The organism is Streptomyces sp. URMC 127 (assembly GCF_051386535.1).
Lineage (GTDB): Bacteria > Actinomycetota > Actinomycetes > Streptomycetales > Streptomycetaceae > Streptomyces.
The window spans coordinates 1-10984 of record NZ_JBPQTW010000224.1 but is presented as its reverse complement, the minus strand read 5'-3'; the positions used below and the strand labels follow the sequence as shown (position 1 = coordinate 10984).

Here is a 10984-nt window from a genome sequence, read left to right as displayed (position 1 = left end):
GCGCGGGCCGCCCGTGGACGACGACGCGGCCGTCCTTGACGTCCGCTACGGGGCTGCCGGAGGGATCGGCGAACGCGTCGGCCGCCAGGGTCTGCACCTTGATCGTGCCGCGTGCGGCGTGTATCCGGCCGTCGAAGGCGACCAGGACGCCGTGGCCGCGCAGCTCGGCCGAGCCCGCCGCCAGGAGCGCGTCGTGGAGGTTGCGCGGGCCGTCGCCGTCGGCGGCTTCGAGCGGGAGCTGGGCGCCGGTGAAGACGACGGGGCGGGGGTCGTCGTGGTGGAGGTCGAGCAGGAAGGCCGACTCCTCCAGGGTGTCGGTGCCGTGCGTGACCACGATGCCGTCGACGGCGGGGTCGGCCAGCACCTCGTGCACGCTGCGCAGCAGGGCGAGCTGGTCGCGGGTGGTCAGGCGGGCGCTGTTCACGCTCATCAGGTCGACGACCCGCACGGAGACGCCCTCGGGCACGGCGGCCGTGGCCAGGACGTCGCCGCCCCGCGCGTCGGCGGCGAAGCCGGAGCCCTGCCAGCGGCTGGCGATCGTTCCGCCGGTGCTGATGACGACGACCTGTCCCACGTGTGCCCGCCCTTCTCAAGATCAGTACGGCCGTCCACGGGGGTGGGCCGGCCGGGCAGAGGAACAATAGGACGAATCGCGCGCAATTGGTTCGCTGAAATGAGCGGGTCCGGCCGGATTGTGTGGTGGATAATTGCGCCATGGACGCGATCGACAGAAATATCTTGCGCGAGCTCCAGGAGGACGGCCGCCTGACCATCCAGGAGCTCGCCCACCGCGTCGGCCTGACCCCCTCGCCCTGCATGCGCCGCGTCCGCCAGCTGGAGCAGGACGGGGTGATCCAGGGCTACCGGGCGATCATCAACCCCGAGGCCGTCGGCCGGAGCTTCGAGGTGCTCGTCTCCATCGAGGTCAAGCGCGACCGCGAGGCGGTGGAGGCGTTCGAGGCGGCCCTGCAGGACATCCCCGACGTCATCGAGGCCTACCGCCTCTTCGGAAGCCCAGGCTGCCTGCTCCGTATCGCGGTCGCCGACCTCACCGCGTACGAGCGGCTGTGGATCGAGCGGCTCACCACGCTCTCGGGCATCACCGAGGTGAACTCGCAGATCATCATGAAGCGCGTCAAGGAGCCGAAGGGCCTGCCCGTCGGACCCTGAGCCGGTTCGGTCCCGGTGGACGCGCACGCCGATAATCGGCGGATGGACGTGATCGAGCTGCTGGAAGCGGCGGACCTGCTCGTGCCGGAGTCCGTGGCCACGGAGAACGACCTCACCGTGAACGACGTCTGGGACCACCTCGTCCACGACGAGTGGGAGGCCGCCCTCACCCTGCTGGAGGAGCTGCGCGGCGGCCCGCCCCTGCCTCCGGCCTTCTGGGAGTCGCTGGCCGGCGCGGCCACGCAGCTGCGGCTGGAGCGCAGCAGAGCCTGGTGCTACTGGCGCCTGTCCGAGAGCCGCCACGGCGTGATCCGCGCGGACCTGACCCTCCGTCCGGCCACGGAGTCCCGCCGCACCACCCCGGTTCCCGGAGCCGGGGTGCTGCAGGCGATGTGGAACATCGGGCACCGGTCACCTGCGGGAGAGATGTCGGTCAGCATCGCCTGGCTGTGGGTCGAGGACCGGCCCGCCCTCGAACCCGGCGGCCGTGCCCTCGTACGGCTCGCGCCCCTCACCCCCTCCCACTGGCGCCACCTCCGGCCCGGCCACCGGATCACGATGCACGAGGACAGGACCGTTGCGGGAACGGCCACCATCGTGGAGACGGGCCCGCCGTACGCCGGGCTGTGAGGGGCGGGCGGCGTCTCAGCCGACTGCGCCCGACGTGTCAGCCGACCGTGCCCGACGTGTCAGCCGACCCTGCCCGGTGTCTGAGCCGGCCCTGCCCGGCGTCTCAGCCCACCGTAACCTTCACGATCCGGCCCGACGCCTCGACGACGAACAGCGTGCGGCCGTCGTCGTACGCGCCGAAGCCGCGCGGGATCCGGACGCTGGTGGGCATGCGGAGCCCGGTCACCAGGGTGCAGGAGCGGCCGGTGGCCGGGTCGACCCGGATGAGTTCACCGTCGCGGAAGGACGCAACCACAAGGTCGCCGTTGAACAGGGTGAGGTCGTCGAGGAACTTGCTGTTCAGCAGGTTCGAGCTGAGGCGGGTGACCGCGGTGTGGCGCGCCGGGTCCTTCAGCGGGATGCGGACGACGGGCGACGAGGTGTCCGTGAGGACGCTCGCGTACAGCTGGTCGCCGACGATCTCCAGGCCGTTCGTGCCGAAGACGTCCGCGCCCCGCGTCCACTCCTCGTCCTTCGTCCCGTCGGGGCGGATCTTCAGCACGCCGGTGGCCAGCTCGCGGCTGATGTAGAGGTTGCCCTCCGGGTCGACGGCCAGGCCGTTGATCCCGGACAGGCCGTCCACGACCTTCTCCGGCCGCGGTGCGGCGGCGGTGGGGTCGAAGCGGACGACGCCGCCGGCCGGCGTCAGCGGGTTGACGCCGTAGTTCACGTACATCATCCCGTCCGGGCCGCGCCGGATGCCGCCGGGCCCGCTCAGCGGGAAGCTCGCCCTGAGCGTGCCGTCCGGGGCGTACCCCTCGACGCGGTGCCCGGTGACGTGCGAGACCCAGAGCGTGCCTCGGCCGTCGAACTCCATGTTCTCGCGCCAGTCGAGCAGCGGGATGCCGCCCTTGTGGAAGACGGACGTGCCGGTCCGTACCCCGCAGGCATCGAGGCTCCGAGGGGCGTGGGCGTGGGCCTGGGCGTGGGCGTCGGCGTCGGCGGGCGCGGGGGCGGCCGCTGCCGCGGGTGATGCCGTGACTGCCGTGCCGCCCACCGCGAGCGCGGCCACCGCGCCTGCTGTGACGAGCGTCCTGCGGATGCGTCTCATCGCTGTCGCTATCGGCATCAGTGTCGTCTCCCCGGTCAACTCGCCACTTCTGTACGTCATTTGACCGGAAGTCTAGAGACTCTGTTCGGTGAGTTTCCCTAGTGATCGGACGAGTGTGGAGAAGGAGGCGTTAAAGAGTCGTAAAGATTGCCGGAACCAGGCAATGTGCGATGCCTCCGCCGGCTGACACGGTGTCCTCGTCCAGCGAAGTTGTCGGTCAGGCGGGCGAGGTGCTCATGGGATTGTTTCTCGGTCTCGGCATCGGGGGGATCGCGCTCCTGATCCTCTCGCTGGTGTTCGGCGGGGTGCTGGAGAGCGTGTTCGACGGCGCCCTGGACGGACTGTTCGACGGGTGGCTGTCGCTCCCGGTGGTCGCGGGCTTCGTCTCGATGCTCGGCTTCACGGGGGCGATCGTGCTCGGGTCCACCGGGCTCGGCGCGGGAGCGGCAGCCGCCGCGGGGGCCGTCGCCGGCGCGGGAGCCGGCGGGCTGACGTACCGGTTCGGCCGGGCCCTCCAGCGCGGTGGCGGCCGGGCCCCCACCAAGGACGACCTCGTGGGTGTCGCCGGCACGGTGGTGACCGCCATTCCCGCCGGCGGCTACGGCGAGGTACTGCTCCGCCTGGCCGGTCAGCCGGTCAAGTGCGCCGCCCGGGCGGACGGGCCGCTGGGCCGCGGCGCCGAGGTGTGGGTCACGGCCGCTCCGTCGTCCACGGCGGTGACCGTGCGCGCGGTCGAGCGCTGAGCGCGCCCCCCCCGGCCCTCCGGGAGAGCCGGAGCCGTGGGGCCGCGGACCACCGGGCCGAGGAGCCGCGGACGCCGGGCCGCGGAGCCGCGGAGCCGTCCCCTTCTTCACTGCCAGTACGACCTGCCGTCCCCCGGGAGGCAGGAGAGGAGATCCTTCATGAGCCCAGTCGTCACCGCGGTCGTAGGAGTGGTGGTGCTCCTCGTCCTCCTCGCACTGGTCGTCGTCACCCGCTACAAGGTCGCCGGCCCCAGCGAGGCCTTCATCGTCACCGGGCGACGCGGGAAGCAGTCCACGGACCCGCAGACCGGGCAGGTCTTCACCGACAACAGCGGGCAGAAGGTCGTGGTCGGCGGCGGCGTCTTCGTCGTCCCGTTCGTCCAGCAGCGGTACGTGCTCGACCTGTCCAGCCGCCACATCCCCGTCGCCGTCCGCGGCGCGGTGACCCTGCGCGGCATCAAGGCGCACCTGGAAGGCGTCGCGATCGTCAAGGTCGGCGGCACCGAGGACGCCATCCGCGCCGCGGCGCAGCGCTTCCTGCAGCAGCAGGGCGGCATCGTCGGCTTCACGCAGGAAGTGCTCTCGGGCGCCCTGCGGTCCATCGTCGGCCGCATGTCCGTGGAGGACATCATCCGCGACCGCGCCGCGTTCGCCGGGCAGGTCGCGGAGGAGGCCGAGGCGAGCCTGTCCGGGCAGGGGCTCGTCCTCGACGCCTTCCAGATCCAGGACATCACCACCGAGGGCAGCTACCTGGAGGACCTCGGCCGCCCCGAGGCCGCCCGGGCCATGCAGGAGGCCGACATCGCCGAGGCCAACGCCCGGCAGGCGGCCGAGCAGGCGCGGCTGAAGGCCGAGGAGGAGATCGCCGTCGCGCAGCGCACCCTGTACCTGCGGCAGGCGGAGATCAAGGCCGAGACCGACGCGGCGGCCGCCCAGGCCGGGGCCGCCGGCCCGCTGGCCGAGGCCGACCAGCAGCAGCGGATCCTGACCGAGCAGGAGAAGGTCGCCGAGCGCCAGGCCGCCCTGACCGACCGCCAGCTCGACACGCAGGTACGCAAGCCCGCCGACGCCAAGCGGTACGAGGCGGAGCAGGAGGCGGAGGCCAAGCGGGTCGCCCGGGTCAAGCAGGCGGAGGCCGAGCGGGCGGCGGCGATCGCCGCGGCCGAGGCCGTGGCCGTCGAGGGCGCCAAGCGGGGCGAGGCTGAGCGCGCCCGCCGCGTGGCCGTCGCGGACGCCGTCCGGCAGGAGGGCGAGGCGGAGGCCGCGGCCATCGCCGCCAGGGGCACCGCCGAGGCCGAGGCGATGCACAAGAAGGCCGACGCCTTCGAGCGCTACGGCGACGCCGCCGTCCTGCAGATGCTCGTCGAGGTGCTGCCCCAGGTCGTCGGCAAGGCCGCCGAACCGCTCGGCGCCATCGACAAGATGACCGTCATCTCCACCGACGGCGCCGGCAGGCTGCCCCGCACCGTCGCCGACAACGTCGCCCAGGGCATGGAGCTCATCGGATCCACCACGGGGGTCGACCTGGCCGGGCTCCTGAAGGGCCTGACCGCGGACAAGCCCGTACGCGACGCGGCCCCGGCTCCGGCCCCGGCCGCGGCCAACGGCAGGATCCCGGTCACCGACTAGGCCGGGCCGGTCAGGACTGCGCCGGCCAGTCCAGCAGCCGGGCGCCGATCACGGCGGTCTGCAGCGTGTAGCGCTGGGCGGGGTCGGCCGGGTCGCAGCCGGTCAGCACGCGGATGCGCCGGAGCCGGTAGGTCAGGGCCCGCACGCTCAGCGACAGCGTGCGGGCCGCCTCCGCCGACACGCACCCCGCGTCGAAGTAGGCGGTCAGCGTCCGAAGCAGCGGCACGGCCCCGCCGCGCGCCTGCCGCAGCGGCCCGAGCGTGGTGTGCACCAGGTCCGCCAGCGCCTGGCGGTCCCGGGCCAGCACCGGGAAGACCAGCAGGTCCGACGCCTTCAGCACGGGCTCGTCGAAGCCCATCCGCGCGGCCAGCTCCAGGGTCGAGAGGGCCTCCTCGTACGAGTGCGCGACGCCCCCGCCGCCGCCCTTGGCCCTCCCGACGGCTATCCGGCCGCCCGCGGGGACCGCCGCGTACGCCTGCTTGGCGAAGTACGTGAGCACGTCCGTCTGGTCGCCGGGGGCGATGCAGATGATCCGGCCGTCCTTGGTCGTGATGAGGATGTTCCGGCTGCCGAACCGGCCGACCAGCGCCCCACCGACCTGCCGGGTCACCGCGTGGAAGTCGTCGTACGGCTCGGGGCCCTCGGCGACGGCCACCGCGTACGCGTGCGAGAGCAGCAGTCCGAACCGCTCGGCCCGCTCCGCCAGCCGGCCGAGGTGGCTGCGGCCGTGCAGCAGGTCGTCGACGAACTCCCGCCGGTCCGCCTCCTCCTGGCGCGCGGCCAGCCGCTGGGCCCGCTCGTACCCTTCCGCGAACGCGTCGATCGCCTGCTCCGCCGCGCCGAGCACGCGGTCGACGTCGGCCGGGGAGGTGTGCCCCGCGGGCCAGTGCCGGCGCGTGGCCGTGAGGTGGGCGGCCACGCACGAGCGCAGCGACAGCCCGGCCTCCGCCGCCTGCTCCCCGCTCGCCCGCCGCACCCCGATCTGCGCCCGGTCCGGCCGCCGCCCCGTGCCGGCCGCACCGGCCAGAATCTCCTCGTACCCCTCCAGATACGACTCCGGCCCCGTCCTCGCTCCCACGCGTGCTCTCCCTGCAGACGTCCCTTTGCCTCCCATTTACGCACAGGGGCCGGCGAGGGCCGTCCCCCGGTCAGGCGTTCCGTGGCGGCAGGGGGAGGGGCAGGCCGGGGAGGCCGTCGAGGCTTGTGGCTATGTGGTCGCGAAGCGCGGGTCGTCGCGGAAGACCGGCTCGCCCCGGCCGTGGACGCGGACGATGTTCGGCGGGCCCTGGAAGGCGCACCACATCAGGGTGATGCGGCCGTTCTCCCGCAGGTGCGCGATGGTTTCGGCGTTGCTCCCCGCGAAGCCGAGGTAGGCCACGGTGTGTTCGTCGAGACCGCTAACGAGCCGGACAGGCCCTTCGGGGAGAGGTTGACGGTGCCGTCGCCGGACAGCGGCGCCGTGGCGGTGAAGAAGACGGGCTGTGCCTCGATGAAGGCGCGGAGCCGGCCGTCTATGCGTTCGTACGTCCTTCCCATGCTGCTCATTCCCGCTTCCCGGCCACGGGCGGGCGTTCCCCCGGGCGTTGCCTAGCATGGCCCGATGGACATCTCCCGGCTTTCCGCAGACGCACGGCAGCGACGCAGCGCGGAGATCCGCGCGTTCCTGCGCTCGCGGCGGGCCCGGCTGTCGCCCGAGGACGTGGGCATGGCCGCGGGCGGCGGCGGGCGGCGCACACCGGGGCTGCGCCGCGAGGAAGTGGCGGTGCTCGCCGGAGTCGGCGTCTCCTGGTACACGTGGCTCGAACAAGGGCGTGACATCAACGTCTCGGGGGACGTCCTGGACGCCGTCGCGCGCGTGCTGCGGCTGGGCGCCGCCGAGCGCGAGCACCTGTACCTGCTGGCCGGGCTCAACCCGCCGCCGTCGCCCCCGGTGGAGCGGGAGGTCCCGCCCGGGCTCCGGCGCGTGATCGACGGCTGGCTGCCGCGCCCGGCCTACGTCATCGACCGGCACTGGCGGTTCGCCGCCGTCAACCGGGCCGCCCGGGTGGTGTTCGGGTACGGCGAGACGGACCACAGCTGCCTGGTGAGCTTCTTCACCAGCGCCCGCCACCGCGCCTCGCTGTGCCACTGGGAGGACGCGGCGCGGGAGATCGCGGGCCGGTTCCGCGCCGACGCGGCCCGCTACCCGGACGATCCGGAGTTCAGCCGGATCGCCTCCGACCTGTGCGCGGTGAGCCCCGCTTTCGCCGGGATCTGGGCCGAACACCCCGTCGGCGGCAGCACGTCCCACGGCCTCAAGGCCCTCGACCACCCGGAGGCGGGCGAGCTGCTCTTCGAGTACACCACGCTGCCGGTCGCCGACCTGCCCGGTCACCGGCTGCTGCTGCACACCCCGGCGCCGGGCACCGCCACCGAGGAGCGGCTGGCCGCGCTGCTCGGCGCACGGGAGCCGGTCGCCTCCTGAGGGTGGTGGTGACAGACCCAGGTTCAGCCGGCACTGCCGGCCGCGCGCCGCTGCGCCGAGGATCGCCGTCATGAAGCGATTCACGAACAAGACGGTCCTGATCACCGGCGGCACCAGCGGCATGGGGTTCGCCACCGCGCGCAGACTCCTCGACGAGGGCGCGTACGTCGTCATCACCGGGCGCGACCGGGCGCGCCTGGACGCCGCCGCGGCCCGGCTGGACACCGGCCCCGGACGGGTCCTCGCGGTGCGGGCGGACGTGGCCTCCCGGGCCGACCTGCAGCGGCTGATGCGCGAGACGGAGACCTGGCGCGGCGGCCTCGACGTGGTCTTCGCCAACGCCGGCACCGGCATCTTCAAGCCGAGCACCGAGCTGACCGAGGAGGACATCGACCACACCGTCGACGTCAACTTCAAGGGCGTCTTCCACACCATCCACACGGCGCTGCCGCTGCTGCGGGACGGCGGCGCGATCGTCATCAACGCCTCCTGGACCCTGCACCGCGGGCTGGCCGTCGCCTCCGTCTACTCCGCCACCAAGGCCGCCGTGCACAACCTCGCGCGGACCCTGGGCGCAGGCCTCGCCGCCCGCGGGATCAGGGTCAACTCCGTGAGCCCCGGCTACATCGACACGGAGATGTACCGGCAGGCCACCCCCGGCCCGGACGCCGACGCCCGCAACGCCGCCGAGGTCCCCCTGGGCAGCATCGGCCACCCCGACGACGTCGCGGCCGCCGTGGCCTTCCTGGCGTCCGAGGACGCCGCGTACATCACCGGTCAGGACCTCGTCGTCGACGGCGGCCTCGCCGCCTGCGTGCCCGCGGCATAACGGGCGCACGACGCCGGCGGTGTGCGCGGTCCCGGCCGTGGTGACTGCCGCGATGCTCCCGGCCCGGGCCGGCCGTCCGAGGGCCGCCGATTCGGACGTATGTACGTCGTGATGGTCTGATACGGCTACGACGTCTACGTACAGCTCTCCGGCCGTCATGAGGCCGTGCACCAAGGGGGGGATCGGCCGTGAACAACGCCGGCATCGTCATCGGGATCGTGATCTTCGCGCTGGTGATCCGCAGACAACTGCGCACCCGGCCCGTGCACGGCAAGGGCGGTGTGGTGCTGCTGGGGGTCCTCGGCGTGCTCGGGGTGACCGCGATCGGCTTCGGGGTGGCCTCCGTGGTGAAGGAGCACGCGCTCAGCGCCGTCACCCTCGCCCTGCTGGCCGCGAGCTTCCTCGTCGCGGCCGGGTTCGGCGTGGCGCGGGCCCGCACGGTGACGGTGTGGCGGGCGCCCGAGGGGCGGATGCTCCGCAAGGGGGCGCCGGCCACCACGGTCCTGTGGCTCGTCTCCCTCGCGGTGCACATCGGCCTCGACGAGTGGATCGACCACACCACCGGGACCGGCCTGCTCGGCGCCTCGACGCTCTACCTGTACCTGGCCGTGACCCTCGCCGTGCAGGACTTCCTGGTACGGCGCCGGGCCGCGTCCATGGCCTGAGGGCGCGGCGGCGGCCCGGCGCCCGTGCCGGGTCATCGCCCCGCGGCCGGAGCCCCCTTGACCGCCCGGCGGCCGGCGTTTCCGGCCGCCGGACGTCCGGGTGAAGGGCCGAAGGGCGGGGAGAGGTGGTTACTCCGGCGGAGCCACCGGCACGGACGCCCGCACGTGGTGCAGATGCACCACGACATCGAACGCGCGGCCCAGCGCGAGCCGCGGAGCCGGGTCGTTGGGGTAGCGGCCGGGGATGACGAACGTGGGACGCGCCGTGGTCAGCCAGCCGCCCACGACCGGGTCGCGGCCCGCCGGCCGCAGGTCAACGTAGAAGTCGCGGTGGCGAACCTTGTCCAACGTGTACTCGTTGCTGCCGGGCGCGGCCGGGCCGACGCTGTACGTCCCTTCGCCGCCCGTCGCCGTCCTGGCGCGGTAGTCGCCGCCGTAGAGGGTGGTGCCGACGGCCAGGTATCTGCGGCCGGCGAGCTCGCGCAGGTCCGCGCCCATGGTGACGGGGTACGCCTCGGGCATCACGGTCTCGTACGAGACGTGCCCGTCGTGGGCCGAGACCACGATCCGCTCGCCCGTCTGCCGCTGCCACCACACGGCGGTCTCGGCCATGGTCCGGTCGCGCAGGCGGCTCGCGGCCTTCGCCTGCGCGGGGTCGGTCCAGTCGACGGTGTACTCCGCGGCCATGTGCGAGAGGACGCGGGCCTCTTGCAGCACCCAGGGGTCCTTCTTCCCGGCCCCGGCCAGCAGCCGGTAGGCGGCCTGCGCGTCCTTCGCCATCGTCTTCTTGTCGGCCATCGGCAGGGCGTTGTACGCGGCCATGCGCGTGGCCACTCCGGCGGGCAGGGCGCGCAGCGCGGCGTACCGGCGGCGGAGTTCGGGCACGAGGGCGGGCTCGTTGCGCTCCGCCCAGGCGAGGATGCGCTCGTACTGGCCGGGGCCGGCGTCGGAGTAGTCCAGGCCCACGACCCGCAGCTGCCGGCCGCCGCCGCGGTTGTGCTCGCGCATCCACTCGAACAGGTGCGCCAGCTCCTCGGTGTTCAGCAGGCCGTACCCGTCCTGGAACTCCTCGCACATGATCTGCCGGACGTCGCCCCGGCCGGTGCCGAGGTACGTGTTGAGGCGGACGGCCGCCGACCAGCTGATCTCCATGGCGTACGCGGAGAAGCCCTCGGGCTCGGCCAGCCGCCGGAACAGCCGCTCCTTGACGGTGAACACGTCCTTCGAGCCGTGCGAGGCCTCACCGATGCCGACGATGTCCGCGCCCCGCGTCAGCTGCCCGAACGCCCGCAGGTCGTCCGACGGGCCGCCGGGCGCGGTGCTGCGCAGGGGATGGGCGTAGCGCTCCAGACCGGCCACCACGGCGCGGACGTCGCCGGTGGTGGCAGCGGCGGTCCCGGCTCCGGTCGCGGGCGTGGCCGCGGCCGCACCGCCGGCGGCCGGGCCCAGGAGGGCCGTCAGGGCGAGCGCCGCGGCCAAGGCCGGTGCCGGGGAACGGCGTCGTGATATGTGTGCCATGCAGTTGTTATACAGCGTGTGTTATGCGGCGTGTGTTACGGCGTGAGTTATACGGGGTGCGTTATGCGGCGTGCCGTGAATCCCGCTTGCCGGGGTGATCTCAACCGGGCTGGGATAGGCCCATGTTCACGAACGAGACCCGGCAACGGCGCATCCCGCGCCTTGTACGCTCCCGCGTGGCCCTGAGCGCCCTGACCTTACTGGCGACGACCGCGCTCGTACCCGCCGCCCGGGCGGCCCCCGCCC

Annotated in this window: 11 protein-coding genes and 1 pseudogene; 7 read left to right on the top strand and 5 right to left on the bottom strand. The window is 73.4% G+C overall.

The genetic code is table 11. The annotated features are described in order from the left end of the window. Positions 1–574 (bottom strand): asparaginase domain-containing protein (locus ACSNOH_RS29500; protein ID WP_436724501.1); only part of this gene is annotated, 574 nt, incomplete at its 3' end. Between the two features lie 140 nt (positions 575–714). Here ACSNOH_RS29500 and ACSNOH_RS29495 point away from each other — a divergent pair. Next, positions 715–1170 (top strand): Lrp/AsnC family transcriptional regulator, encoded by a 456-nt coding sequence (locus ACSNOH_RS29495; RefSeq protein WP_436724500.1) that lies wholly within the window; start codon positions 715–717, stop codon positions 1168–1170. A 42-nt stretch (positions 1171–1212) separates the two neighbouring features. Then, positions 1213–1800 (top strand): hypothetical protein, encoded by a 588-nt coding sequence (locus tag ACSNOH_RS29490; protein ID WP_436724499.1) that lies wholly within the window; start codon positions 1213–1215, stop codon positions 1798–1800. A gap of 103 nt (positions 1801–1903) precedes the next feature. Here ACSNOH_RS29490 and ACSNOH_RS29485 read toward each other — a convergent pair whose 3' ends face one another. Beyond that, a complete protein-coding gene (locus tag ACSNOH_RS29485; protein WP_436724498.1) occupies positions 1904–2908 on the bottom strand; it encodes a hypothetical protein in 1005 nt (334 codons plus the stop codon). A 218-nt stretch (positions 2909–3126) separates the two neighbouring features. Between ACSNOH_RS29485 and ACSNOH_RS29480 the strand changes: the two genes are divergently transcribed. Further along, positions 3127–3633, top strand: coding sequence for a hypothetical protein (locus tag ACSNOH_RS29480; RefSeq protein ID WP_436724497.1), 507 nt, complete (start codon positions 3127–3129; stop codon positions 3631–3633). 159 nt (positions 3634–3792) lie between these two features. Beyond that, a complete protein-coding gene (locus ACSNOH_RS29475) occupies positions 3793–5262 on the top strand; it encodes a flotillin family protein (protein ID WP_436724496.1) in 1470 nt (489 codons plus the stop codon). A 10-nt stretch (positions 5263–5272) separates the two neighbouring features. Here ACSNOH_RS29475 and ACSNOH_RS29470 read toward each other — a convergent pair whose 3' ends face one another. Together ACSNOH_RS29470 and ACSNOH_RS29465 are read right to left on the bottom strand one after the other, a co-directional pair. Further along, positions 5273–6340 carry a PucR family transcriptional regulator gene (locus ACSNOH_RS29470; RefSeq protein ID WP_436724495.1) on the bottom strand — a complete coding sequence of 356 codons (1068 nt, stop codon included), beginning with the start codon at positions 6338–6340 and terminating at the stop codon, positions 5273–5275. Between the two features lie 141 nt (positions 6341–6481). Next, positions 6482–6798: pseudogene (locus ACSNOH_RS29465) on the bottom strand (pyridoxamine 5'-phosphate oxidase family protein); the annotation flags it as partial. 64 nt (positions 6799–6862) lie between these two features. On the opposite strand from ACSNOH_RS29465, the gene ACSNOH_RS29460 reads away from it, so the two are divergent. From ACSNOH_RS29460 to ACSNOH_RS29450, 3 genes are all read left to right on the top strand, one after another. Next, entirely contained in the window at positions 6863–7726 is an 864-nt protein-coding gene (locus tag ACSNOH_RS29460; RefSeq protein ID WP_436724494.1) for a helix-turn-helix transcriptional regulator, read from the top strand. Positions 7727–7796: 70 nt separating this feature from the next. Beyond that, a complete protein-coding gene (locus ACSNOH_RS29455; RefSeq protein ID WP_436724493.1) occupies positions 7797–8555 on the top strand; it encodes an SDR family NAD(P)-dependent oxidoreductase in 759 nt (252 codons plus the stop codon). A gap of 188 nt (positions 8556–8743) precedes the next feature. After that, on the top strand, positions 8744–9220 hold the full coding sequence (locus ACSNOH_RS29450) for a hypothetical protein (RefSeq protein WP_436724492.1): 477 nt from the start codon (positions 8744–8746) through the stop codon (positions 9218–9220). Between the two features lie 129 nt (positions 9221–9349). On the opposite strand, the gene ACSNOH_RS29445 is transcribed toward ACSNOH_RS29450, so the two are convergent. Continuing rightward, positions 9350–10738, bottom strand: a complete 1389-nt coding sequence (locus ACSNOH_RS29445; protein ID WP_436724491.1) for an erythromycin esterase family protein — start codon at positions 10736–10738, stop codon at positions 9350–9352. Positions 10739–10984: the final 246 nt, after the last annotated feature.

What these genes read in the sequence shown, in the direction of transcription:
- ACSNOH_RS29495 (WP_436724500.1), top strand. Translation starts at nt 715, where the DNA reads ATGGACGCGATCGACAGAAATATCTTGCGCGAGCTCCAGGAGGACGGC.
- ACSNOH_RS29490 (WP_436724499.1), top strand. Translation starts at nt 1,213, where the DNA reads ATGGACGTGATCGAGCTGCTGGAAGCGGCGGACCTGCTCGTGCCGGAG.
- ACSNOH_RS29480 (WP_436724497.1), top strand. Translation starts at nt 3,127, where the DNA reads ATGGGATTGTTTCTCGGTCTCGGCATCGGGGGGATCGCGCTCCTGATC.
- ACSNOH_RS29475 (WP_436724496.1), top strand. Translation starts at nt 3,793, where the DNA reads ATGAGCCCAGTCGTCACCGCGGTCGTAGGAGTGGTGGTGCTCCTCGTC.
- ACSNOH_RS29460 (WP_436724494.1), top strand. Translation starts at nt 6,863, where the DNA reads ATGGACATCTCCCGGCTTTCCGCAGACGCACGGCAGCGACGCAGCGCG.
- ACSNOH_RS29445 (WP_436724491.1), bottom strand. Translation starts at nt 10,738, where the DNA reads ATGGCACACATATCACGACGCCGTTCCCCGGCACCGGCCTTGGCCGCG.
- ACSNOH_RS29485 (WP_436724498.1), bottom strand. Translation starts at nt 2,908, where the DNA reads ATGCCGATAGCGACAGCGATGAGACGCATCCGCAGGACGCTCGTCACA.
- ACSNOH_RS29455 (WP_436724493.1), top strand. Translation starts at nt 7,797, where the DNA reads ATGAAGCGATTCACGAACAAGACGGTCCTGATCACCGGCGGCACCAGC.